Origin of the sequence: Streptomyces sp. MB09-02B (genome assembly GCF_033794485.1) — a bacterium.
Classification (GTDB): domain Bacteria; phylum Actinomycetota; class Actinomycetes; order Streptomycetales; family Streptomycetaceae; genus Streptomyces.
In genome coordinates, this window is sequence record NZ_JARGEE010000106.1 from 1 (window position 1) to 23,463 (window position 23,463).

The following is a 23,463-nucleotide window of genomic DNA, read 5'->3' on the forward strand; positions in this document are numbered from 1 at the left end:
GTCGGGTGCGGGTGGGTGGGGGCTGGTCGCGCAGTTCCCCGCGCCCCTGAAAAACCGGGGCTGCGCCCCTGCTTTTTCGGCCCGAAAGGGCCGCAGGCCCGCCGACGCCCCGGGCCCTCGCCCGTCCGACCGGCGCTTCTCCCAGGCACTCCGGTTAGGCTCGTGCCCGTACGACCTTGATCGGCGGAGTCGGGCGATCGGGTGGGCGGTCGAGTGGACGAGCGGGCTTGATCCGACGGGAGGCCTGGGATGACGGCGCCGGGGCGCAGGAGCAGTACGTACTCGCGACTGCTACGGCACGGTTTCACCGATGCCGGCGCCGCCGAGCGGCTGCTGGAGAGCGAGGAGCTGTCGGCCGTACGCGACGACCCGGTCCTGCTGGACGCGCTCGGGGCGACCGCCGACCCGAACCTCGCCCTGCTGGGCCTCGTACGGCTGCTGGAGGCGCAGCCGGACCGTACGGCCCGGCGGGCGGTGCTGGACACGTTGATAGCGGCCAAGCCGCTGCGGGACCGGCTGCTGGGGGTGCTCGGCGCGTCGGCCGCGCTCGGTGACCATCTGGCCCGGCACGCACAGGACTGGCAGGCGCTCGTGACGTACGAGCCGCGGGATCTGCACCCGGGCGTCGAGGAGTTCGAACGGGGCCTCGCGGAGGCGACCGACCCCGTCTCCCTGCGGGTCGCCTACCGCCGCTGTCTGCTCTCCATCGCCGCCCGGGACGTCTGCGGCACGACGGACGTCGCCCAGACCGCCGCCGAGCTCGCCGACCTCGCCACCGCCACGCTGCGCGCCGCCCTCGCGATCGCCCGCGCCGCCGCGCCGGAGGACGCGGCGCTGTGCCGGCTCGCGGTGATCGCGATGGGCAAGTGCGGCGGCCACGAACTCAACTACGTCTCCGACGTCGATGTCATCTTCGTCGGCGAGACGGCGGACGGGGCCGACGAGCAGAAGGCGATCCGGGCCGCCACCCGGCTCGCCTCGCACATGATGCGGGTCTGCTCCGAGACGACCGTCGAGGGCAGCATCTGGCCGGTCGACGCCAACCTGCGGCCGGAGGGACGCAACGGCCCGCTCGTCAGGACGCTCAGCAGCCACCTGGCGTACTACCAACGGTGGGCGAAGACCTGGGAGTTCCAGGCGCTGCTCAAGGCCCGGCCGGTCGCGGGGGACCTCGACCTGGGCGAGGCGTACGTCGCCGCGCTCGAACCGCTCGTCTGGAAGGCGGCCGAGCGGGAGAACTTCGTCACCGACGTGCAGCGCATGCGGCGCAGGGTGGTCGAGAACATCCCGGCCGCCGAGGTGGACCGTCAACTCAAGCTCGGGCCGGGCGGGTTGCGGGACGTCGAGTTCGCCGTCCAGATGCTCCAGCTCGTGCACGGACGCGGGGACACGTCCCTGCGCAGCGGGACCACCCTCGACGCGCTGGGCGCGCTGGCCGCCGGCGGATACGTGGGGCGGACGGACGCCGCACAACTCGACGACGCCTACCGCTTCCTGCGCTCCATGGAGCACCGCATCCAGCTCTACCGGCTGCGCCGCACCCATCTCGTCCCCGAGGGCGACGACGACCTGCGGCGCATCGGCCGTTCGCTCGGCCTGCGCACCGACCCGATCGCCGAGTTGAACCGCGCGTGGCGACGCCACGCGGCCGTCGTACGACGGCTGCACGAGAAGCTCTTCTACCGCCCACTCCTCGACGCCGTCGCCCAACTCGCCCCCGGTGAGACGAGGTTGCGCGCCGACGCGGCCCGTGAACGCCTCGTCGCCCTCGGCTACGCCGACCCGGCCTCGGCCTTGCGCCACCTGGAGGCCCTGGCCTCGGGCGTCTCCCGCAAGGCGGCCATCCAACGCACGCTTCTGCCCGTGCTGTTGGGGTGGTTCGCCGACTCCGCCGACCCGGACGCGGGTCTGCTCAACTTCCGCAAGGTCTCGGACGCGCTCGGCCGGACCCCCTGGTACCTCCGGCTGTTGCGTGACGAGGGCGCGGCGGCGGAGAACCTGGCGCGGGTGCTCTCCGCGGGGCGCCTGGCCCCCGACCTCCTCATGCGTGCCCCCGAGGCGGTCTCCCTGCTCGGTGACGGGGACGGGGTCGCCGGTGGTGCCGGTGGTCTCGAACCCCGTGAACGCGCCCACCTGGAGCAGGAGATCCACGCCGCCGTGGGCCGGGCCGACGGCGCCCAGCAGGGAGTCACGGCCGCGCGCGGCGTCCGCCGCCGGGAGCTGTTCCGTACGGCCGCCCTGGACATCGTCGGCTCCTACGGCACCGAGGCGTCCCCCGCCACCGCCGACCAGGGTGCCCTCGTGGACCTCGTCGGCGGCGCGGTCTCCGACCTCACGGCCGCGACCCTCGCGGGCACCCTGCGGGCCGTGGTCCGCGAGGGCTGGGGCGACACGCTCCCCACCCGCTTCGCGGTGATCGGCATGGGCCGCTTCGGCGGTCACGAACTGGGGTACGGCTCCGACGCCGACGTCCTGTTCGTCCACGAGCCACGGGAGGGCGCCGACGACCAGGAGGCGGCCCGGGCCGCGAACGCGGTCGTCTCCGAGATGCGCCGCCTGCTCCAGATCCCGAGCGCCGACCCGCCCCTCCTCATCGACGCGGACCTCCGCCCCGAGGGCAAGACCGGCCCGCTCGTACGGACGCTGAAGTCGTACGAGGCCTACTACCGCCGGTGGTCACTGGTGTGGGAGTCGCAGGCGCTGCTGCGCGCCGAACCGGTCGCCGGGGACGCGGAGTTGGGCCGCCGCTTCATCGACCTCGTCGATCCGCTCCGGTACCCGGCGGACGGGCTCGGCGACGACGCCGTGCGCGAGATCCGGCGCATCAAGGCCCGCATGGAGTCGGAGCGGTTGCCGCGCGGCGCCGACCCGACCCTCCACACCAAGCTCGGCCGCGGCGGTCTCTCCGACGTCGAATGGACCGTCCAGCTCCTCCAACTCCAGCACGGCCACCGCGAGCCGGGCCTGCGCACGACCCGCACCCGCGCGGCCCTGGCCGCCGCCCGCGAGGCCGACCTGATGGGCGCCGAGGACGCGGCCGTCCTGGACGAGGCCTGGGTGCTGGCCACCCGCGTCCGCAACGCCGTGATGCTCGTACGAGGGCGCGCGGGCGACACGTTCCCCTCCCACGGTCGCGAACTCGCCGCCGTGGGGCGGTACTTGGGGTACGGCCCGGGCCACGTGGGTGACATGCTCGACGACTACCGCCGCATCACCCGACGGGCTCGGGCGGTGGTGGAGGAGTTGTTCTACGGGGGGTGAGCCCTACCGGAAGAGCACGAAACCCGTACCCGTGTCGGCACGGTGCGGGCGGGCTTTCGGTTCTCGGTGGCGCCCGGCGCGGTTTTCGGCTTCGGTAGGGGGAGCCGTACCGCCGGACGCGGTGGCGGTACGGCTGAGGCGACAAGACGAAAAGCCGAAGGCGACGTGGAGGACCAGGGATGCAGTACACGCTCGAAGTGATTCCGCTGCCCGTGAGCGACATCGACCGGGCCCTCGACTTCTACCGGGACAAGGTCGGCTTCCACGTCGACATCGACCAGGAGGTCATGCCGGGCATGCGGATCGTCCAGCTGACTCCCCCGGGCTCCGGCTGTTCGATCGCCCTCGGCGACGCGATCTGGGACATGACCCAGGGCGAGACCACCCCGGCCCCCGGCTCCTACCAGGGCCTGCAGCTCTGCGTCGCCGACATCAAGGCCGCCCACGCCGAACTCCGCGAACGCGGCCTCGATGTCTCCGAGCCCGTCCAGTACACCCCCGACGACGGCGCCACCTTCATGTACTTCAAGGACCCGGACGGCAACGGCTGGTCGATCCAGGAGTACCGGCGCAGGGCGACGGAGCCGCTGCACCAGGTGTTGGCGGCCCTGGCGGGACAGCAGTAGTCCGGCCGCGGCGGCCGGGCGGGGATATTCGGTCGCGGCCGCCGCCCGGCAGCTGGCAGGGTGCCCGGCGTGGCTTCCCCGTACGAGATCCGTGCCGACTACGACGCCCGCACGATCGTGGTGTACCAGGCGTACGCACCCGCGATCGCCGACGCGGCGCTGCGGGCGGGCCGTTTCGTCGAGCCGTTCTCGTTCCGCCGGATGACCTGGATCAAGCCGTCGTTCCTGTGGCTGATGCACCGCAGCAACTGGGCCGGCAAGTCCGGCCAGGAGCGGGTGCTCGCGGTGCGGATCACTCGCGAGGGGTGGGAGGAGGCGCTGTCACGGGCGGTGCTGACGACGGCGGACCCGGCGGCGGTGGCCCGTGCCGCCGTTCATGTCCAGTGGGACCCGGAGCGCTCGGCGCGCGGGGCCGCGCTGAACCACTACAGCATCCAGGTCGGCATCGGCCGCCACCTGATCCGGACCTTCACCGACGAGTGGGTCGTAGGCCTCACGGACCTCACCCCGCGGGTCCACAGGGCCGCGGCCCTGGTGCGGTCCGGGCACACCGCGAAGGCCCAGCGCCTGTTCCCCTCCGAGCGCGTCTACCCGCTGCCTCCGGCGCTGGAGGGCCTGCGCACTCCGCGCTGAGCCGCCGCCCCGCCGGACCGGTGAGCCGTGATCCGTAGCGGGGGCCCGGGGCGTACGGGTCGCGCGTCGGACTGTTTCGAGGTGGGCAGGTGGGGTTCGTCCGGACGGGACGCGGTCGGCGTCCGGTGGCCGTACTGTCGGAACCGTCACCGAGGAGGCTCCTGATGCGCAGCGTGACCTATTCGATGAACGTCTCCCTGGACGGCTACATCGTCGGGCCGGACGGCGGCTTCGACTGGTCGGGCCCCGACCCGGAGGTCTTCCGCTTCTGGATCGACGAGATCCGGGACGTCGGCGTCCACCTGATGGGACGGCGGCTGTACGAGACGATGCTGTACTGGGAGACCGCCGTCCAGGATCCGGCGCTCGGCGAGGCGGAGCTGGAGTGGGCCGCGCTCTGGAACCCGCTGCCGAAGGTGGTGTTCTCCACGACGCTGTCGACCGTGCGGGGCCAGGCCCGTCTGGCCTCCGGCAGCGTGGCGGAGGAGATCGCGCGGTTGCGGGCCGAGCCGGGCGAGGGCGAGATCGCGATCGGCGGCGCGACACTGGCCGCCCAGGCCGCGGAGGAGGACCTGATCGACGAGTACCGGGCCATGGTCTACCCGGTGCTGGTCGGCGGCGGCATCCCGTTCTTCCCCCGGCACGAACGCCGGGTGGACCTCGAACTCGTCGAGACCCGCCCCTTCAACACGAAGGTCTACCTCCGTCACCGCGTGATCCGCTAGGGGGTCCGTCCCCCTGCGTGGGGCCGGAGCGGCAGCTCACGACCGACGACAATGACCAGCCCGGACCGCTGTTCGACTGGTTGTCCAGCGGTGACATCCCGTTGGACGGCAACGGCGTGCTGAGCTCGCGGGTGACCGCGTGGTCGAGGTCGCCGCCTGCGACGTCGGTGGCCAGGTGCTTGCCGCGGGCCTGGTCGACGAGGTGCGCATGGACGTCGTACCCGTCGTGTTCGGGTCCGGCAAGCGCTACTTCGGTTCGGTCCACGCGCAGCACCTGCTGGAGGATCCTGACGTGGCGATCCAGGGCAACCGGGTGCTTCACCTGCGTCACAAGGTGCGACGTCGACCGCGCTGAACGGTACGGAGAAGTCCGCTACGGGCGGTGACACCCGTGAGACGCGAGGCCGGCGGTCCACGACCGTCGGCCCCACGTGTCGTCACAGCGGGGGACCCGCTCCGACCTGCGCCTACAGCACCGGCAGGTTCTTCCGCAGCTCGAACGCGGTCACCTCGCTGCGGTACTCCTCCCACTCCTGCTTCTTGTTGCGCAGGAAGAAGTCGAAGACGTGTTCGCCCAGGGTCTCGGCCACCAGGTCGCTGCGCTCCATGAGGGACAGGGCCTCGCCCAGGTTCTGCGGGAGCGGCTCGATGCCCATCGCGCGGCGTTCCCCGTCAGAGAGGGCCCAGACGTCGTCCTCGGCGCCCGGCGGCAGCTCGTAGCCCTCCTCGATGCCCTTGAGGCCGGCGGCCAGAAGCATGGCGTAGGCGAGGTAGGGGTTCGCGCCGGAGTCCAGGGAGCGGACCTCGACCCGGGCCGAGCCCGTCTTGCCGGGCTTGTACATGGGGACGCGGACCAGGGCGGAGCGGTTGTTGTGGCCCCAGCAGATGTACGAGGGGGCCTCGCCGCCGGCGCCGGCGGTGCGCTCGGAGCCGCCCCAGATGCGCTTGTAGGAGTTGACCCACTGGTTGGTCACGGCGGCGATCTCGGCGGCGTGCTTCAGCAGGCCCGCGATGAAGGAGCGGCCGACCTTGGAGAGCTGGTACTCCGCGCCGGACTCGTAGAACGCGTTCCGGTCACCCTCGAAGAGGGAGAGGTGGGTGTGCATGCCCGAGCCCGGGTGCTCCGAGAACGGCTTGGGCATGAACGTCGCCTGGACGCCCTGCTCCAGCGCCACCTGCTTCATGACCAGGCGGAACGTCATGATGTTGTCGGCCGTGGAGAGCGCGTCGGCGTAGCGGAGGTCGATCTCCTGCTGGCCGGGGGCGCCCTCGTGGTGGGAGAACTCGACCGAGATGCCCATGGACTCCAGCATGGTGATCGCCTGGCGGCGGAAGTCCATGCCGACGTTCTGCGGGGTGTGGTCGAAGTAGCCCGAGTTGTCGGCCGGGGTCGGGCGGGAGCCGTCGACCGGCTTGTCCTTCAGCAGGAAGAACTCGATCTCGGGGTGGGTGTAGAAGGTGAAGCCCAGGTCGGAGGTCTTGGCCAGGGCGCGCTTGAGGACGTAGCGCGGGTCGGCGAAGGACGGGGAGCCGTCCGGCATGAGGATGTCGCAGAACATCCGGGCGGTGCCGGGGGCCTCCGCGCGCCACGGCAGGACCTGGAAGGTCGACGGGTCCGGCTTGGCGATCATGTCGGATTCGTACACCCGGGCGAAGCCCTCGATGGCCGAGCCGTCGAAGCCGATGCCCTCGTCAAACGCCTGTTCCAGCTCGGCGGGGGCCACGGCAACGGACTTCAGGAAGCCCAGCACGTCCGTGAACCACAGGCGTACGAAACGGATGTCGCGCTCCTCCAACGTACGGAGCACGAACTCCTGCTGCTTGTCCATCTTCCGCTTCCACCCATTCCTTGCTGGTCAGGCCGCCTTGCTCCCGAGCCACGGGAGGCGGTCGGGCACCTGAGCATCCCACCACAACACCATTTCGTGCGCGTTGCGCACCTTGATCGACAGAGCGACCTCCAGGAGAACGCCCGGCGTACGGCAGGTGTACCGCTCGCTCCGCCGCTCAACCGCTCTGCCGCCCATCTTGCCTGCTCGCGCCGACATCCGTAACGCCCGCGTGGGCCGACGTCCGCCGGGCGCCCGTCACGCGTGCCCCGAAAACCGCGCGGCATCCGTGGCAGGCGGGCAGCATGGGAGACGGGATCCCTCGTTTACGAGAGGGAGCGGATCAAATTACGATCAGCTGATCCGACCGTCCCATCCGACCCATCCCCCACTAAGGACACATCCCATGGCCGCCAAGACCAACAGCAGCGGGGACCGCAAGGCGCGCATCGAGGCGATGCGCCGTGCCGAGCGTTCCCGTGAGCGCCGGAACCGGATCCTCACGATCGGCGCCAGCGTGCTGATAGTCGCCGGCCTCGTCGTGGGCGGGACGGTCCTGATCCGCTCGCAGTCCGACGACAACGGCAGCGACAGCGTGGCCGGCGACTCCAAGTCGACCGGCAAGTGGGAGACCGGCTCGGACGGCGTGAAGACCTGGAGCAGCAAGCTCACCCAGAACCACGTCACCAAGACCGTCAAGTACCCGATGGAGCCCCCGGTGGGCGGCGACCACAACCCGGTCTGGCAGAACTGCAACGGCGACGTCTACGACAAGGCCATCAAGAACGAGAACGCCGTGCACTCGCTGGAGCACGGCGCGGTCTGGGTGACGTACAACGGCAAGGCCTCCGAGGCCGACGTCAAGGCGCTCGCGGAGAAGGTCAAGAAGACCCCGTACACGCTGATGAGCCCGGTCGAGGACCAGCAGGACCCGATCATGCTCAGCGCGTGGGGCCACCAGCGCACGGTGACGAGCGCCAAGGACCCGAACCTCGACAAGTTCCTCGAGACCTACGTCCAGGGCGAGCAGACGCCCGAGCCGGGTGCCGCCTGCACCAACGGTGTCTCCTAGCGGCGGCGGCACTGGCACAGTGGGAAGCATGAAGCACATCGGTTGGATCGCCTCCGGGGCCGCGGCGGTGCTCGTCGCGGCCGGGGCGATCACGTACGCGGTCGCCGACGGTGACGAGTCCGGGCTGGCGGCCCCCACCGCCGACTCCGCCGACGCGGGGTTCGCCCGGGACATGGCCGTCCACCACCAGCAGGCCGTCGAGATGTCGTACCTCGTGCGCGACCGGACGGACGACGAGGAGGTCCGGCGACTCGCGTACGACATCGCGCAGACGCAGGCCAACCAGCGCGGCATGATGATCGGCTGGCTCGACCTCTGGGGTCTGCCGAAGGTGTCGTCCGAGAAGCCCATGGCCTGGATGGGCATGGGCGACATGGCCTCCGGCGAGGACGGCGCGCTGATGCCGGGGATGGCGACCGACACCGAGATGGACAAGCTCGGCAAGCTGAACGGCAAGCAGGCCGAGATCTTCTTCCTCCAGCTGATGACCGACCACCACAAGGGCGGCATCCACATGGCGGAGGGCTGTGTCTCCAAGTGCACGGTCGGCGTCGAGAAGAAGCTCGCCCAGGGCATGGTGAACGGCCAGGAGTCCGAGATCTCCTTGATGACACGCATGCTGAAGGACCGGGGCGCCGCGCCGCGGTCCTGACGCTCCGTCGCAGTTCGCGCGGCCCCGGGGACGTATGCCGCGATTCCCTTGCGCATACGGTCCCTTGGGGCGCCGATACATTCGCTTGACGGGTTCTTTGGGCAGCCGTGCCCCGTGGCATTCCCTGGCATGTGTATCTGGCCGGGCGGGACGCGGCCGGGCTGGCGGCGTACGCCAAGGCTGTGTCCGATCCTTCGTCCCCTTCGTACGGGAAGTTCCTGAGCGCCGCGCGCACGCAGGCCCGCTTCGGAACGACCGGGGCGCAGGTGAAGGCGGTGACGGCATGGCTGAAGGGCGCCGGGCTGACCGTCACCGGCACGAACCGGCGCTACATAGCGGTGACCGGTGAAGTCGCGGCCGCCGAGCGCGCGTTCGGCGCTCAGCACACAACTACCGTAAGGGCAAGCACACTTATCGCGCCCCGGCGGCTACCGCCTCCGCGCCCGCCGATCTGAACGGTGCCGTGCTGACCGTCACCGGCCTGGACACCGCTCCGCACCGGGCCACCCACGACGACCAGCTCCCGCCCCCGGGCACGGTGTTCCGCAACGCGGGACCCTTCTCCTCGTACTACGGCTCGAACACCGCGAGCACGCTGCCCGGCGCCTACGGCACGAAGATCCCGTACGCGGTGAATGGGTATACGGGCAGGCAGCTGCGGGCGGCGTACGGGGCGGGCAGCCGTACGGGCAAGGGCGTGCGGGTCGCCATCACGGGTGGACGGACTTCCCCGGCGCCTTCACCTCCGGCGCGGGCGGCGGGACCAGCCGGACCGTGCCGCAGCCCTTCTACCAGCGGGGTGTCGTGCCGAAGGCACTCGCGACGGCGAACGGGGCGGCGCCGATGCGTACGGTGCCGGACATCGCGGCGGTCGCCGACCCGAACACCGGTTTCCTGATCGGGCAGACACAGACGCTGCCCGAGGGCGGGCAGGCGTACGACGAGTACCGGATCGGCGGCACCTCGCTCGCGCACCGGTCGTCGCGGGCGTGCAGGCGCTGGCCCAGGAGGCCCACGGCGGCCGTCCGCTGGGCTTCGCCGATCCGGCGATCTACGCCCGGTACGCGGCCTCGGGGTACGGCGCGAAGGTGTTCCACGACGTCACCGACCGGCCGACCGGCGGCGCCGGTCTCGCGGTGGCCCGCGTGGACTTCGTCAACGGTTACGACACGGACGGCGGGCTCGCCACGTCCGTCCGCACACTGGGCGCCGACAGCTCGCTGCACGCGGTGCGCGGGTACGACGACGTGACCGGGGTGGGGTCGCCGGCCAAGGGCTATGTGGAGTCGTACCGCCGGTAGACCGCGGCCCGGGGTGTGGGGCGCTGCGAACGTGGGGCGCCCCACACCCCATTGCGTCGCTCTGACGATTACACTGGGCCGCGTGCCTCAACTTCGTCTCGCTTTGAATCAGATCGACTCGACCGTCGGCGATCTCGCCGGGAACGCCGAGGCGGTGGTCCGCTGGACCCGGCACTCAGCCGAGCAGGGAGCGCATCTGGTGGCGTTCCCGGAGATGGTGCTGACCGGGTACCCCGTGGAGGACCTGGCGCTGCGCCAGTCCTTCGTGGAGGCGTCCCGTGCCGCGCTGAAGGCGCTCGCCGCGCGGCTCGCCGACGAGGGCTTCGGGGAGCTGCCGGTGATCGTCGGCTACCTCGACCGGTCCGAGTCCGCCGCGCCGAAGTACGGCCAGCCGGCCGGCGCGCCCCGGAACGCGGGCGCGGTGCTGCACCGGGGCGAGGTGGCGCTCACCTACGCCAAGCACCACCTCCCCAACTACGGCGTGTTCGACGAGTTCCGCTACTTCGTGCCCGGCGACACCATGCCGGTGCTGCGGCTGCACGGCATCGACATCGCCCTCGCCATCTGCGAGGACCTCTGGCAGGACGGCGGCCGTGTCCCGGCCGCCCGCTCCGCCGGGGCCGGGCTGCTGCTCTCCATCAACGCCTCGCCGTACGAGCGCGACAAGGACGACACCCGGCTCGAACTGGTGCGCAAGCGGGCCCAGGAGGCCGGCTGCACGACCGCGTACCTGGCGATGATCGGCGGCCAGGACGAGCTGGTCTTCGACGGTGACTCGATCGTCGTGGACAAGCACGGCGAAGTGGTCGCGCGGGCACCGCAGTTCGCGGAGGGGTGCGTGGTCCTGGACCTGGACCTCCCGGCGGCGGACGCCGAACCGGTCACGGCCCGCGGCGAAGCCGCTGATGGACAGCGTGTGGACGACGGACTGCGCATCGACCGGCTCGTCCTCTCCGAGGAGCCGCTGCCCGCGTACGAGCCGGAGCTGACCGGCGGGTACGCGGAGCGCCTCGACGACGACGAGGAGGTGTACTCGGCGCTGGTGGTGGGCCTGCGGGCGTACGCCGCGAAGAACGGCTTCTCGTCCGTGCTGATCGGGCTCTCCGGCGGCATCGACTCGGCGCTGGTCGCCGCGATCGCGTGCGACGCGCTGGGCGCGCAGAACGTGTACGGCGTGTCCATGCCGTCGAAGTACTCGTCGGACCACTCCAAGGGCGACGCGGCGGAGCTGGCGCGGCGGACGGGGCTGAACTTCCGCACGATCCCGATCGAGCCGATGTTCGACGCGTACATGTCGTCGACCGAACTGACGGGTCTGGCCGAGGAGAACCTCCAGTCGCGGCTGCGCGGCACGCTGCTGATGGCGATCTCCAACCAGGAGGGCCACATCGTCCTCGCGCCCGGCAACAAGTCGGAGCTGGCTGTGGGGTACTCGACGCTCTACGGCGACTCGGTGGGCGCGTACGGCCCCATCAAGGACGTGTACAAGACGTCGATCTTCCGCCTCGCGGAGTGGCGCAACCGGGCGGCGGTCGAGCGGGGTCAGACCCCGCCGATCCCGGAGAACTCCATCTCCAAGCCCCCGAGCGCGGAACTCCGTCCCGGCCAGGTCGACACGGACTCCCTGCCGGACTACCCGGTCCTGGACGCGATCCTCGCGCTGTACGTCGACCGCGACCAGGGCGCCGACGCGATCGTCGCCGCCGGCTTCGACCGGGACCTGGTCGTCAAGACCCTGCGTATGGTCGACACCGCCGAGTACAAGCGGCGCCAGTACCCGCCGGGCACGAAGATCTCCCCGAAGGGCTTCGGCAAGGACCGCCGACTGCCGATCACGAACCGGTGGCGCGAGCAGGCGTAGGCGCGGGGCGGAGGCCTGGGGGGACCCTCAGGCCTCCGGGGCCGTCGAAATCCGGGTCCGTCAGGCCTCCGGATTCCTCAGGCTCGCATCCCTCAGGCCTCCGGGTCCCTCAGGCCGACGCAGTCGAAGGTCCAGAAGACCTCCGAGTAGACGAAAGTGCCCGTCATCCACGGCTCGTACGCGGACAGACGGGCGACCTGGAACGCGGCCTCGGGTATGCGCAGCGACGGCGAGCGGAAGCCCGCCGCTACGGCGCCCTCGAAGCCGCGCGTGCCGTAGTAGTGCGGTGACCCCTCCAGGAAGACCAGCGGCACCCCCTGGCCGTCCGCCGCCGCGAGGGCGTGCGCGACGAGCCGGGTGCCGATGCCCTGACGCTGGAACTCCGGGAGCACGCCCAGCGGTGACAGGGTCAGCACGTCCACGATCCGGCGCGGGGCGTCCAGGCGCCCCGCGCTCAGCAGGACGTGGCCCACAACCCGGTCGTCCACGGTGGCGACGAACGACATCGGCGCCGACGGGGCCTCCGCGACGCGCAGTGCCTCCACGAGCCCGGGGATCCGCTCGTCGTCACCGAAGGCGCGCGCATGGACCTCGCGCACCCCTCGGTGGTCGTCGGCGGTCTCCTGCCTGATCACCGGCCCCGCACCGCTCGGAGCGAACGGCGGCCGGTCGGACGTGTCGTGTGCGGTCATGGCCAGGGAGCGTAGATCCGGAAGCGGCCCCGGGGCGAGGCAATTACGCCCCCGCCCGTACCGTCTCCGACTCCCCCGGCACATGGGACGCCACCACGCGGCCGCGGTGCGGGGAGGGAGCGGGCGTCCGGCGGGTGTCGACGGCGTAGGACACCGCCGCGACCGCCAGGCCGATCAGGGCGAGGGCCGCGCCCGCGGTCGCCGGGGCCGTCGTGCCGAGGCCGGCGGTCAGGGCGAGGCCGCCGATCCAGGCACCGCCGGCGTTGGCGAGGTTGAAGGCGGCCTGGTTGGCGGAGGACGCGAGGGAGGGGGCGGCGGCGGCCTTCTCCATGACCATCAGTTGGAGGGGCGAGCCGGTGGCGAAGGCGGCGACGCCGAGGAGGAGGACGGCCACGGCGGCGCTCCACTGCGCGGCCATGAGGACCGGGAAGAGGGCCAGGACGAGGATCAGGGACGCCAGGCCGCCGAAGAGGGTGCCGCGCAGGGAGTGGTCGGCGAGGCGGCCGCCGGCGAGGTTGCCGATGGTCGCGCCGACGCCGAACAGCGCGAGCAGCATGGTCACGCTGGTCTCGGCGTATCCGGCGGAGTCCGTGAGCATCGGCGTGATGTAGCTGTAGGCGGAGAAGAGGGCGCCGAAGCCGGCGACGGTCGTGCCGAGGGCGAGCCAGACGGGCAGGGAGCGCAGGGCGCCCAGTTCGCCGCGCAGGCCGGCGGAGGGGGCCTGTGCCCGGTCGTCCGGCAGCAGGAGGGCGAGGGAGGCGATGGCGGCGAGGCCGATCGCGCTGACGCCGAGGAAGGTGATCCGCCAGCCGAAGTGCTGGCCCACGAGGGTCGCGGCGGGGACGCCGGCGACGTTGGCGATCGTGAGGCCCAGGAACATCAGCGAGACCGAGCGGGCCTTGCGTTCCGGCGCCACGAGGCCGGTCGCGACGACCGCGCCGACGCCGAAGAAGGCGCCGTGCGGCAGACCGCTGAGGAAGCGGGCGGCGAGCAGCCAGTGCTCGTCGGGGGCGAGTGCGGAGAGGGCGTTGCCGGCGACGAAGAGGAGCATCAGCCCGATGAGCACCTTGCGGCGGGGCATCCGGGCGGTGGCCGCGGCGAGCAGCGGGGCGCCGATGACGACGCCGAGGGCGTACGCCGAGACGAGGTGGCCGGCGGCGGGGATCGAGATCCCGAGGTCGGCGGCGACCTCGGGGAGGAGACCCATGATGACGAACTCGGTCGTGCCGATTCCGAAGGCGCCTACGGCGAGAGCGAGCAGGGCCAAGGGCATGGCGGAGAGACCTTTCAAAGGGTGCGGAAGGACAGGGGGAAGGAAAGGAAGGAATCGGTTCCGTTCCATCGTATGTTCACTGACGGAACAAACTCGACCCGGGGATCTGTTCCCGGCTCCCGCTCCCCCGCCCCACCTGGGCCGTCAGCCCCGGGACGTGTCGATCGTCACCCGCGTCGGCCTCGGCGCCGTCAGCGCCGTCAGCGCCGTCAACCGCCCGACGTCTCCATCCTCATCCGTGCCGCCACCGGCAGGTGGTCGCTGCCGGTCTCCGGCAGGGCCCAGGACGCCGTCGGCTCCATGCCCCGGACCATGATCTGGTCGATACGGGCCATCGGGAACGACGCCGGCCAGCTGAAGCCGAAGCCGTCGCCCGCGGCGCCCTGGGTGGAGCGCATCTGGGCGGTGACGGCGTTCAGGGCGCGGTCGTTCATGGTGCCGTTGAGGTCGCCGAGGAGGACGACCTGCTGGATCGGCTCGTCGGCGATGGCCTCGCCGAGGGCGTCGGCGCTCTTGTCGCGCTGGCGGGCGGTGAACCCGGCCTCCAGCTTCACCCGCACCGAGGGGAGATGGGCGACGTAGACGGCGACCGGCCCGTCCGGTGCCGCCACCGTCGAACGCATCGCGCGCTCCCAGCCGAGCTTGATGTCGACGGCCTTGGTGTCGCTCATCCGGTACCTGCTCCACAGCCCGACCGTGCCGACGACCTCGTGGTACGGGTACGTCGCCGCGAGCGCCTTCTCGTACACCGGGACCGCGTTCTCGGTGAGTTCCTCCAGCGCCACCACGTCCGCGCCGGAGGCGGCGACCTCGCGGGCCGTGCCGGACGGGTCGGCGTTGTCCGCGTTGACGTTGTGGGTGACGACGGCGAGGTCGCCGCCGGTGCCGGTCTTGCTGGTGACCAGTCCGCCGAAGATGTTCAGCCAGACGACGGTGGGCACCAGGAGCGCGATGAGCGCCGTCGCCGATTTGCGGACCAGGGCGAGGATCAGCAGCAGCGGGATCACGAGACCGAACCACGGCAGGAACGTCTCCGTCAGACTGCCCAGGTTTCCCACGGTGTTGGGGACCTGGGCGTGCAACACCATCACCAGGGCCACGAGAACCGCGAGGACCGCGAGCACGATGCCGCGCCGCCAGATCCGCCGGTCTCCTCTCCACCCACCGAAGAGGCGGCCGAACAGGCGCCGGAACCGGGATTGTTCGCGGCCCTGACCCGTGCCGCCGCCGCCCGTCTCCGTCATGTACGCCTGCGCCATACCGTCGCCTCACTGCCTGCCGTGCACTTCTTCCCCCCGCGCTCTCAAAACCCTAGGGGATGATTGCCTTCGATCCCGCCGTCACCGGGCGGTCGTACGGGCACAAGGACGCACAACCCGCTGTTCGGAGTTCCGAACCGGCGGACAGGCCCCGACGTCTGTAACGAAACGCGCACATCGCTGTGACTCACCTCGCAGGCAGCCGGCGGTCAGTCAGGAAGGCGGAGCCCTTCGAGGACCGTGTCGACGATCTTCTCGGCGAGGTCCTCGGGGAGCGGGGCGTCCGGGCGCATGACGGTGCGGACCAGCATGGGGCCGAGGACGAGGTCGCCGACGAGGTCGATGTCGACGTCCGGGCGGAGTTCGCCGCTGTCCCGACCCCGGCGCAGGACGTCGGCGAGGGCTCGGCGGCGGGGGGCGACGACGTCCGCGTGGTAGGCGTCCCAGATCTTGGGGCTGCTCTTCATCTGGGCGATGACGTTGTGCAGGATCGCCGAGGGCCGGTTGAGCAGGCCTCGCCTGCGTGCCGCCTCCAGGAAGACGACCAGGTCGTCGCGCATCGAGGTGCCGGGCAGCACGGGGTCCGGGGGTTCGGCGGCGCGCAGGACGTCGACGAAGAGCGCCTCCTTGCCGCTCCAGCGGCGGTAGATGGTCGCCTTGCCCACGCCGGCGGTGCGGGCCACCCGCTCGATCGACAACTCGGCGAGCGGCACCCCCTCTTCGAGGAGCCTCATCACGCCCTCGATGATGGACCGCTCCACGGCCTCGCTGCGGGGCCGTCCGCGTACGGGGCTGCCGTCCCGGACCCGCCCGTCTCCGGCGTGGCTCTCGGCGAGGCTCAAGGTCGACTCCGTCTCTCGTGTGCTGGTCCGGCTCACGCGTGGGCCGTGCGGCTCACTCGCGCGCCGGTCCCCCTCACGCGTGGGCCGGTGCGGCCCACTCGCGCGTCGGTCCGATTCTCCGTCAGTGGTCGGCGGCCACCAACTCCGTCTCCTCCTTGCCCTCTTGGCCGCCCTTCGGCCGTCCCGGCAGGAACACCGCCATGGCCACCGCGCCGAGGAGGGCGACACCGGCCCCGCACAGGGCGGTCACGTGCATGGCGTGCAGGAAGGCGTCGTGGGCCGGGGTGACCAGGGCCTGGCCCCGCTCGCCGAGCCGGGCGGCGAGAGCGAGGGTGGCCTCGATGGACTCGGCGGCCGCGTGCGGGGCGCCGGCGGGGAGTTCGCCCTCGATGCCGTGCCGGTAGGCGGTGGAGAGCACCGAGCCGAGGACGGCGATGCCGAGGGCGCCGCCGACCTGCCGGAAGGTGTTGCTGAGCGCGGACGCCGAGCCGGCCTTCTCGCGGGGCAGCGCCTGCATGACGACAACGCTCAGCGGGGTCATCACATGGGCCATGCCGACCCCCATGAGGAAGAAGACGACTTCGAGGATCCAGATCGGCGTGTCCGCGTCCAATACCGCGAACGCGGCCAGCGTCGCGGCGATCAGCACCATGCCGGCCGTGCACACCGCGCTGTTGCCGAACCGGTCGACGACGAGGCGGGCGCGGGGCGCGAAGACGAGCTGCGCGACGGCCAGCGGGAGCATCAGCAGGCCGGTCTGGAGAGGGGTGTAGCCGCGCACGGTCTGGGTGTAGAAGACGGAGAAGAAGGTCACGCCCATCAGCGCGAAGAAGACCAGGCCGATGACTGCGATGGCGGCCGAGAACACCTTGTTCCGGAAGAACGAGATGTCGATGGACGGGTGGTCGCTGCGCTTCTCGAACACCACGAAGGCGGCGAGGACCGCGAGGCCGCCCAGGCTGGGCGCGAGGACCGTGATGTCGGTGAAGTCGGCGAGCTGGCCGCCGCGGATGATGCCGTAGACGAGGAGCACGAGGCCGACGACGGAGAGCAGGACGCCGACGGGGTCGATCCGGCCGGGGTTCGGGTCGCGCGAGTCGGGGACCAGCCAGAGCATCAGGCCGAGGGCGAGGACGACGATCGGCACGTTGATCAGGAAGACCGAGCCCCACCAGAAGTGGTCGAGCAGGAGGCCGCCGGTGATCGGGCCGATGGCGATGGCGAGGCCCACGCCGCCCGCCCAGATGCCGATGGCCTTCGGCTGCTCGTCGCGCTCGAAGACGTTCATCAGGACGGCGAGGGTGGCGGGCATCACGAAGGCGGCGCCGAGGCCCATCACCGCGCGGAAGGCGATCAGCTCGGCCGGGGAGCCCGACAGGGCGGCCAGCGCCGAGCCGATGCCGAAGACGACGAGTCCGCCGAGCAGCACCTTCTTGCGGCCGAGGCGGTCGCCGAGGAGACCGGCGGAGAACAGCAGTCCCGCGAAGACCAGGGTGTAGGCGTTGATCGCCCACTCCAGCTCGCTCTGGGTGGCGCCGAGCCCGGTGGGCTCCGGGGTGGAGATGGTCTTGATGGCGACGTTGAGGATCGAGTTGTCGAGCACCACGATCAGCAGGCTCAGCATCAGCACACCGAGGATCACCCAGCGGCGCCGGTGCACCGCCGCCGGTATGCGGGAGTCAGGGACTGCGGTAGTCATGTCGTCGACCCTAGACCTATTTCGATACGGGACCGTCTCGTATCGTATATCTTTTACCCGGTTCTTACACATCGCCATTCGGGCGCACCGCGTGCCTGAACGGTCACACGCACCCGCCCTAGCCCTCCCCTGCCCGAGGTGCCACCATGGGAAGTGGTCCGGGGACGCCGTAAGGGTGCCTCGAGATGACATGAAGGAGCTGGAGCGATGACGCAGCTTTCGGCTGCCCAGACGAAGCCCTCCGACGGCAGCAAGGCGCTGTACGGGGGCAAGGGCACCCGCCGTATCACCGTCCGGGACATCGCCCTCGCCAAGGAGCGCGGCGAGAAGTGGCCCATGCTCACGGCGTACGACGCGATGACCGCGTCCGTCTTCGACGAGGCCGGCATCCCGGTGATGCTCGTCGGCGACTCGGCGGGCAACTGCCACCTCGGGTACGAGTCGACCGTGCCCGTCACCCTCGACGAGATGACCATGCTCTCCGCGGCCGTCGTACGGGGCACCAGCCGCGCCCTGATCGTCGGCGACCTGCCCTTCGGCTCCTACCAGGAGGGGCCGGTGCAGGCGCTGCGCTCGGCGACCCGGCTGGTCAAGGAGGCCGGGGTCGGCGCGGTCAAGCTGGAGGGCGGCGAGCGTTCGCACCGCCAGATCGAGCTGCTGGTCGAATCCGGCATCCCCGTGATGGCCCACATCGGCCTCACGCCGCAGTCCGTCAACGCGATGGGCTACCGCGTACAGGGGCGCGGCGAGGAGGCCGCGCAGCAGTTGCTGCGCGACGCCAAGGCCGTCCAGGACGCGGGCGCGTTCGCGGTCGTCCTGGAGCTGGTTCCGGCGGAGCTGGCGGCGGAGGTCACGCGGGTGCTCCACATCCCGACCGTCGGCATCGGCGCGGGTGCCGAGACCGACGCACAGGTGCTCGTGTGGACCGACATGCTCGGGCTGACGGGCGGGCGGGTACCGAAGTTCGTCAAACAGTACGCGGATCTCCGGACGGTCATGGGGGACGCGGCGAAGGCGTTCGCGGAGGATGTCGTCGGCGGGACGTTCCCCCAGGAGGAGCACTCCGTCCACTAGGCCCTCCGGGTCCGCTGGGCCGGGTGCGTTGTCGGGTGCGGCTCGGTGGGGCTTCTCGCGCAGTTCCCCGCGCCCCTAAAAACCTCATGCCCCTGCGGGCCTGAAAGACCACGGCCCCGCGGGCCTGAAAAGCATGGGGCGCAGCCCCTGCTTTTCAGGGGCGCGGGGAACTGCGCGAACGGCCCCCACGCACCCGCAGCCGCCGACGAACCGAGTCGACGGCTGTCGGCGGGCTGTCGGTGGTTTGTCGGTGGGCTCTGGGACCGTCGTCCTCATGACACGAATCGACAAGAACGCCAGCGGCGCGAAGGGCGCTGTAGCCGTGCGGGGGCTGGTCAAGCACTACGGGGAGACCAGGGCGCTGGACGGTGTCGACCTCGACGTACGGGAGGGCACGGTGATGGGCGTGCTCGGCCCCAACGGGGCCGGCAAGACCACGCTCGTGCGGTGCCTGTCCACACTGATCACACCGGACGCGGGCCAGGCGACCGTGGCCGGGTACGACGTCGTACGGCAGCCGCGCCAGCTGCGCCGGGTGATCGGCCTGACCGGGCAGTACGCCTCCGTGGACGAGAAACTGTCCGGCTTCGAGAACCTCTACATGATCGGCCGGCTGCTCGACCTGCCCCGGAAGGAGGCGAAGAGCCGCGCGACCGGTCTGCTGGAGCGGTTCTCGCTGACCGAGGCCGCCGGACGCCCGGCGGGGACGTACTCCGGCGGTATGCGGCGGCGCCTCGACCTGGCCGCTTCCATGATCGGCAGCCCGGCCGTGCTGTACCTCGACGAGCCCACGACCGGTCTGGACCCGCACACCCGCAACGAGGTGTGGGCCGAGGTGAAGCGGATGGTCGGTGACGGCGTGACCGTGCTGCTGACCACCCAGTACATGGAGGAGGCCGAGCAGCTGGCCTCCGAACTGACCGTGATCGACCGGGGGAAGGTGATCGCGGGCGGCCGGATCGAGGAGCTGAAGGCGCAGGTCGGCGGGCGTACTCTCCGGGTCCGTACGGCCGACCCGGTGCATCTGCGCCCGCTGGCCGCGGACCTGGACGGCCTGGGGATCACCGGGCTCGCCACCACCACCGTGGACACCGAGACCGGCACCCTCCACGTGCCCATCCTCAGCGACGAGCAACTCACCGCCGTCGTAGGCGCGATCACCTCGCGCGGCGTCACCATCGCCTCGATCAGCACCGAACTGCCCAGCCTGGACGAGGTGTTCCTGTCGCTCACCGGTCACAAGGCCAGTGCACCGCAGGACACCACCCCGTCCCCCGCTTACGAGGAGGCCGCCGTATGAGCGCCACCACCCTGCCCACCACGGGCGAGGCCGACGGCCGGATCGGGCTGCGGGCCCACGCCCGGCACACCGGGGCGCTCGTCCGGCGCAATCTGCTGTGGATCCGGCAGGACCCGGAGTCGATGTTCGACGCGGTGCTGATGCCGATCGTGTTCACCCTGCTCTTCGTGTACGTCTTCGGCGGCTCCATCGGGCAGGCGCTGGGCGGCGGCCAGGAGCAGTACGTGCAGTACGTGGTGCCGGGCCTGATGGCGATGATGGGCATGAACATCGCCATGGGCGTCGGCACGGGCTTCAACGAGGACTTCCAGAAGGGCGTCATGGACCGTTTCCGGTCCCTGCCGATCGGCCGGTCCTCGGTGCTGCTCGCGAAGATCTCCGTCGAACTGCTGCGCATGCTGGTCGCCACGACGATCCTGCTGACCGTCGGCGTCCTCATCGGCTTCGACATCACCAGCTGGCCGGGGCTGTTCGGCGCGGTCGGTCTGGCCGTCGTCTTCGGCTCGTCCCTGATGTGGATCTTCCTGGTGCTGGGCGTGACCATGAAGAACGCGCAGTCCGTGCAGGCCATGGGCTTCCTGGTGCTGTTCCCGCTGCAGTTCGGCTCGTCGATCTTCGCACCGACCCAGTCCATGCCGGGCTGGCTGCAGGCCTTCACGGACTACAACCCGCTGTCGGCCCTCGCGGACGCCGCGCGCGGACTGATGACCGGCGGGCCGATCGCCCACGATCTGATCGTCACGCTCTGCTGGTCGGTGGGGCTGACGGCGGTGATGGCGCCCATCGCGATCCACAAGTTCAAGACGAAGAACTGACCTCAGACGAGGGCGGCGGCCTCCTCACGGGAGAGGGCGCCGCCCTCGGCGTACGCCCGCTCGTAGGCCGCGTCGTCCAGGGCCGCCCGCGTCACGGCCTCGGCCTTGGCGCGGGTCTCGACCTCCATCGGGCTGGAGAAGTGGCCGGGCGGCAGCAGCGCGTCGGCCGCGCCGAGGAGCCGGGCCGCGTCGAGGGCGCGGGAGCCGTCGTCGACGCACGCTACGGCTACGGCTGCGGTCACGAGATGGATGGCTGACATATAGGGCGCGACCATCCGCGACAGCCGGTCCAGACTCCGTTCCAGCGCCCCCCGCATCAGCGTCAGCGCCTCCTCGTAGCGTCCGTCCATCGTCTCCAGCCAGCCCTCGACGCCGATGACGAACCCGGCGAAGAGCACGAAGTCCGCGGCGTGGAAGTCGGCGCGCAGCAGGGTGAGCTGCTCGCGGGCCTCGTCCGTGCGCCCACTGCGGCCGAGCCGGATCGCGAGGAAGAGCCGGGCGGCGGGCACCGCCCCGCCGGCGGCCCGGCGCCCGGATTCCAACACGTCGAGCAACATCTTCTCGCCGCGTTCCGCGTCTCCGCCCTCGATGTACACACAGCCGAGCCGGACGCCGAGCATGCCCAACTGGGCGTTGGCGCCGAGCCGTTCGGCGTACTCGATGGCCCGCTCGAAGTCCGCGGCGGCCAGCGTGAACTCGCCCTTGCGTTCCAGGAACTCGCCGCGCGCCGAGAGCGCCTCGGCGGCGCCGAAGGCGTCCCCGAGCCGGTCGAAGATCCCTAACGACTCGTCGGCGTCCGCGAGGGCGTCGCCCGCCCAGTCGGTTCGGTTGGCGAGGATGTTGGCCCGCATCTGCAGGGTCTGCGCCAGTTCCCAGGTGAAGCCGAGTGCGCGGCAGGTGTCGATGTTGCTGTCGAGGACGGCGCGCAGCCGGTCCATGTCGCCGGTCAGCAGGACGGCGTAGAACCACATGAAGCCGGGGAAGCGGCAGGTCTGGGGCTGGCCCGGACGGTAGGTCGCGCTGATGACCCGCAGCTTCTCCTGGCTCTCGGGGGTCTCCCAGGCGGGCAGTTCCATGTCCATGCAGGCCAGGTGGACGAGGTGCACCCCACGCCGGGCCTCGTCGAGGACGGCGGGGCTCATCGGTGGCGGGTGTTCGGCGGCGCGGTCCCGCAGGTCCGGCACGGGCCTCGCGGGGGCCATGAAGGGGTCCGGGCCGAGGTCCTTGACCTGGGCGGACCAGTGCCGGGCCTCGGTCTTCAGGTCGCGCATCTGCCAGTACCAGCACAGCGACAGGGTCAGACAGAGCGCCTCCTGCTCGTCCCGCTCGGCGACGGCGCGCCGGAGCGCGGTGCGGATGTTCTCGTACTCCAGCTCCAGCAGCCCGATCGCGGCGCGCTGGCCGGAGCCGCGCAGCAACGGGTCGGTGACACGGACGAGTTCGCGGTAGTAGGTGAGGTGCGCGCGTTCGGCGGCGGGGCGGGTGCCCGTCTCGTCCAGGCGCTCCCCGGCGTACTCGAGGACGGTCTCCAGGAGGCGGTAGCGCATCTCGGCGCCGGCGGAGCCGCCGGTGCCCGGGCCGTCGGCGCCCGTCCCGTTCGTAGGGGCCGCCACGACCAGCGACTTGTCGACGAGCGAGCCGAGTGCCTCCAGCGCGGCGGGGCCGCAGACGGCCTCGGCGGCGGCCAGGTCGCAGCCGCCGGCGAACACCGACAGCCGCCGCAGGACGTCCCGTTCGTCCTCGTCGAGGAGCTCCCAGGACCAGTCGACGACCGCGCGCAGGGTCTGCTGCCGGGGCAGCACGGTGCGGCTGCCGGAGGTGAGCAGCCGGAAACGGTCGTCGAGACGGTCGGCGATCTGGCGGGGCGTCAGCATCCGCAGCCGGGCCGCCGCCAGCTCGATCGCGAGCGGCAGTCCGTCGAGGCGTCGGCAGATCTCGGCGGCGGCCTCCGGGTCGGCGTCGACGGTGAAACCGGGCCGGGCGGCCGCTCCCCGGTCGGCGAGCAGGCGCAGCGCGTGGGGTTCCGTCAGCGGTTCCACCGGGCGCAGCAACTCCCCCGGTACGCCGAGGGGTTCACGGCTGGTGGCCAGGACGGTCAGCCCCGGGCAGTGCTGGAGGAGGTGGTCGACGAGGCGGGCGGCGGCGTCCACGACGTGTTCGCAGTTGTCGAGGATCAGCAGCATGCGGCGGCCGGCGCAGTGCTCGGCGAGGCGGACAAGGGGGTCGTCCTGGCGGTCCGCCGCGACGCGCATCTCCTCGGCGCCGGCGCCCCTCAGGACGGTCTCGCGGGCGCCGAGGGCGGTGAGTACGGCCTCCGGGACGTTCGCGGGGTCGTCGACGGGGGCGAGTTCGGCGAGCCAGACGCCGTCCGGCATGGCTGCGGCCACCGCGTCGCCGGCCTCTTGGGAGAGGCGGGTCTTTCCCGCGCCGCCGGGGCCGAGGAGGGTCACGAGGCGGGTGGTGGTGAGGTCGTCGCGGATCGTGTCTATGTCGGTGTCGCGGCCCACGAAGGAGGTGAGGCGGGCGCGGAGGTTGCCCGGGGGGCGGGT

General features: G+C 71.4%; 18 protein-coding genes and 2 pseudogenes. 12 read left to right on the top strand and 8 right to left on the bottom strand.

The genetic code is table 11. The features are described from left to right. The first annotated feature begins 249 nt into the window (after nt 1-249). The 5 genes and pseudogenes from P1P70_RS17255 (at nt 250) to P1P70_RS17275 (ending at nt 5,600) form a co-directional block, all read left to right on the top strand. Nucleotides 250-3,261 carry a bifunctional [glutamine synthetase] adenylyltransferase/[glutamine synthetase]-adenylyl-L-tyrosine phosphorylase gene (locus tag P1P70_RS17255; protein ID WP_319238229.1) on the top strand — a complete coding sequence of 1,004 codons (3,012 nt, stop codon included), beginning with the start codon at nt 250-252 and terminating at the stop codon, nt 3,259-3,261. A gap of 179 nt (nt 3,262-3,440) precedes the next feature. Continuing rightward, on the top strand, nt 3,441-3,887 hold the full coding sequence (locus P1P70_RS17260) for a VOC family protein (protein WP_319238232.1): 447 nt from the start codon (nt 3,441-3,443) through the stop codon (nt 3,885-3,887). Nucleotides 3,888-3,956: 69 nt separating this feature from the next. After that, nucleotides 3,957-4,520, top strand: a complete 564-nt coding sequence (locus P1P70_RS17265; RefSeq protein ID WP_319238234.1) for a DUF4291 domain-containing protein — start codon at nt 3,957-3,959, stop codon at nt 4,518-4,520. Between the two features lie 164 nt (nt 4,521-4,684). After that, nucleotides 4,685-5,245 (top strand): dihydrofolate reductase family protein, encoded by a 561-nt coding sequence (locus P1P70_RS17270; protein ID WP_319238237.1) that lies wholly within the window; start codon nt 4,685-4,687, stop codon nt 5,243-5,245. Between the two features lie 17 nt (nt 5,246-5,262). Then, nucleotides 5,263-5,600: pseudogene (locus tag P1P70_RS17275) on the top strand (hypothetical protein). Nucleotides 5,601-5,712: 112 nt separating this feature from the next. Here P1P70_RS17275 and glnA read toward each other — a convergent pair. Both glnA and P1P70_RS17285 read right to left on the bottom strand, forming a co-directional pair. Further along, nucleotides 5,713-7,074, bottom strand: coding sequence for a type I glutamate--ammonia ligase (gene glnA, locus P1P70_RS17280; protein WP_319238241.1), 1,362 nt, complete (start codon nt 7,072-7,074; stop codon nt 5,713-5,715). A gap of 27 nt (nt 7,075-7,101) precedes the next feature. Continuing rightward, entirely contained in the window at nt 7,102-7,293 is a 192-nt protein-coding gene (locus P1P70_RS17285) for a hypothetical protein (RefSeq protein WP_319238244.1), read from the bottom strand. Between the two features lie 187 nt (nt 7,294-7,480). Between P1P70_RS17285 and P1P70_RS17290 the strand changes: the two genes are divergently transcribed. The 4 genes and pseudogenes from P1P70_RS17290 (at nt 7,481) to P1P70_RS17305 (ending at nt 11,960) form a co-directional block, all read left to right on the top strand. Then, complete coding sequence (locus tag P1P70_RS17290; RefSeq protein WP_319238246.1) at nt 7,481-8,146, top strand: DUF3105 domain-containing protein; 666 nt, start codon at nt 7,481-7,483, stop codon at nt 8,144-8,146. Between the two features lie 28 nt (nt 8,147-8,174). Further along, a complete protein-coding gene (locus P1P70_RS17295) occupies nt 8,175-8,798 on the top strand; it encodes a DUF305 domain-containing protein (protein WP_319238249.1) in 624 nt (207 codons plus the stop codon). 131 nt (nt 8,799-8,929) lie between these two features. Beyond that, nucleotides 8,930-10,099: pseudogene (locus tag P1P70_RS17300) on the top strand (protease pro-enzyme activation domain-containing protein); the annotation flags it as partial. Nucleotides 10,100-10,181: 82 nt separating this feature from the next. Next, on the top strand, nt 10,182-11,960 hold the full coding sequence (locus P1P70_RS17305) for an NAD+ synthase (RefSeq protein ID WP_319238252.1): 1,779 nt from the start codon (nt 10,182-10,184) through the stop codon (nt 11,958-11,960). A gap of 92 nt (nt 11,961-12,052) precedes the next feature. On the opposite strand, the gene P1P70_RS17310 is transcribed toward P1P70_RS17305, so the two are convergent. The 5 genes from P1P70_RS17310 to P1P70_RS17330 all read right to left on the bottom strand — a co-directional run bounded on the left by P1P70_RS17310 (nt 12,053) and on the right by P1P70_RS17330 (nt 17,725). Then, nucleotides 12,053-12,595, bottom strand: a complete 543-nt coding sequence (locus tag P1P70_RS17310) for an N-acetyltransferase (RefSeq protein ID WP_319238274.1) — start codon at nt 12,593-12,595, stop codon at nt 12,053-12,055. Nucleotides 12,596-12,695: 100 nt separating this feature from the next. Then, nucleotides 12,696-13,925 (bottom strand): MFS transporter, encoded by a 1,230-nt coding sequence (locus P1P70_RS17315; RefSeq protein WP_319238255.1) that lies wholly within the window; start codon nt 13,923-13,925, stop codon nt 12,696-12,698. A 209-nt stretch (nt 13,926-14,134) separates the two neighbouring features. Continuing rightward, nucleotides 14,135-15,184 (bottom strand): endonuclease/exonuclease/phosphatase family protein, encoded by a 1,050-nt coding sequence (locus P1P70_RS17320; RefSeq protein ID WP_319238257.1) that lies wholly within the window; start codon nt 15,182-15,184, stop codon nt 14,135-14,137. 209 nt (nt 15,185-15,393) lie between these two features. Continuing rightward, nucleotides 15,394-16,026, bottom strand: coding sequence for a TetR/AcrR family transcriptional regulator (locus tag P1P70_RS17325; protein ID WP_319238260.1), 633 nt, complete (start codon nt 16,024-16,026; stop codon nt 15,394-15,396). A 121-nt stretch (nt 16,027-16,147) separates the two neighbouring features. Further along, a complete protein-coding gene (locus P1P70_RS17330) occupies nt 16,148-17,725 on the bottom strand; it encodes an MFS transporter (RefSeq protein WP_319238263.1) in 1,578 nt (525 codons plus the stop codon). Between the two features lie 207 nt (nt 17,726-17,932). Here P1P70_RS17330 and panB point away from each other — a divergent pair, with 207 nt between their 5' ends. The 3 genes from panB (at nt 17,933) to P1P70_RS17345 (ending at nt 20,914) form a co-directional block, all read left to right on the top strand. Continuing rightward, the gene (panB, locus tag P1P70_RS17335; RefSeq protein WP_319238265.1) at nt 17,933-18,799 is read left to right on the top strand and encodes a 3-methyl-2-oxobutanoate hydroxymethyltransferase; all 867 of its coding nucleotides are present in this window, start codon (nt 17,933-17,935) and stop codon (nt 18,797-18,799) included. A 274-nt stretch (nt 18,800-19,073) separates the two neighbouring features. After that, nucleotides 19,074-20,099, top strand: a complete 1,026-nt coding sequence (locus P1P70_RS17340) for an ATP-binding cassette domain-containing protein (RefSeq protein WP_319238267.1) — start codon at nt 19,074-19,076, stop codon at nt 20,097-20,099. Then, nucleotides 20,096-20,914, top strand: a complete 819-nt coding sequence (locus P1P70_RS17345) for an ABC transporter permease (RefSeq protein ID WP_319238269.1) — start codon at nt 20,096-20,098, stop codon at nt 20,912-20,914. Before P1P70_RS17340 ends, P1P70_RS17345 begins: the two co-directional genes overlap by 4 nt. Before the next feature lie 2 nt (nt 20,915-20,916). Here P1P70_RS17345 and P1P70_RS17350 read toward each other — a convergent pair. Continuing rightward, nucleotides 20,917-23,463: AfsR family transcriptional regulator (locus tag P1P70_RS17350; RefSeq protein WP_319238272.1), on the bottom strand; the 2,547-nt coding region annotated here is incomplete at its 5' end.

What these genes read in the sequence shown, in the direction of transcription:
- P1P70_RS17320 (WP_319238257.1), bottom strand. Translation starts at nt 15,184, where the DNA reads ATGGCGCAGGCGTACATGACGGAGACGGGCGGCGGCGGCACGGGTCAG.
- P1P70_RS17330 (WP_319238263.1), bottom strand. Translation starts at nt 17,725, where the DNA reads ATGACTACCGCAGTCCCTGACTCCCGCATACCGGCGGCGGTGCACCGG.
- P1P70_RS17315 (WP_319238255.1), bottom strand. Translation starts at nt 13,925, where the DNA reads ATGCCCTTGGCCCTGCTCGCTCTCGCCGTAGGCGCCTTCGGAATCGGC.
- P1P70_RS17290 (WP_319238246.1), top strand. Translation starts at nt 7,481, where the DNA reads ATGGCCGCCAAGACCAACAGCAGCGGGGACCGCAAGGCGCGCATCGAG.
- P1P70_RS17345 (WP_319238269.1), top strand. Translation starts at nt 20,096, where the DNA reads ATGAGCGCCACCACCCTGCCCACCACGGGCGAGGCCGACGGCCGGATC.
- P1P70_RS17285 (WP_319238244.1), bottom strand. Translation starts at nt 7,293, where the DNA reads ATGTCGGCGCGAGCAGGCAAGATGGGCGGCAGAGCGGTTGAGCGGCGG.
- P1P70_RS17270 (WP_319238237.1), top strand. Translation starts at nt 4,685, where the DNA reads ATGCGCAGCGTGACCTATTCGATGAACGTCTCCCTGGACGGCTACATC.
- P1P70_RS17295 (WP_319238249.1), top strand. Translation starts at nt 8,175, where the DNA reads ATGAAGCACATCGGTTGGATCGCCTCCGGGGCCGCGGCGGTGCTCGTC.
- P1P70_RS17340 (WP_319238267.1), top strand. Translation starts at nt 19,074, where the DNA reads ATGACACGAATCGACAAGAACGCCAGCGGCGCGAAGGGCGCTGTAGCC.
- P1P70_RS17260 (WP_319238232.1), top strand. Translation starts at nt 3,441, where the DNA reads ATGCAGTACACGCTCGAAGTGATTCCGCTGCCCGTGAGCGACATCGAC.
- panB (WP_319238265.1), top strand. Translation starts at nt 17,933, where the DNA reads ATGACGCAGCTTTCGGCTGCCCAGACGAAGCCCTCCGACGGCAGCAAG.
- glnA (WP_319238241.1), bottom strand. Translation starts at nt 7,074, where the DNA reads ATGGACAAGCAGCAGGAGTTCGTGCTCCGTACGTTGGAGGAGCGCGAC.
- P1P70_RS17255 (WP_319238229.1), top strand. Translation starts at nt 250, where the DNA reads ATGACGGCGCCGGGGCGCAGGAGCAGTACGTACTCGCGACTGCTACGG.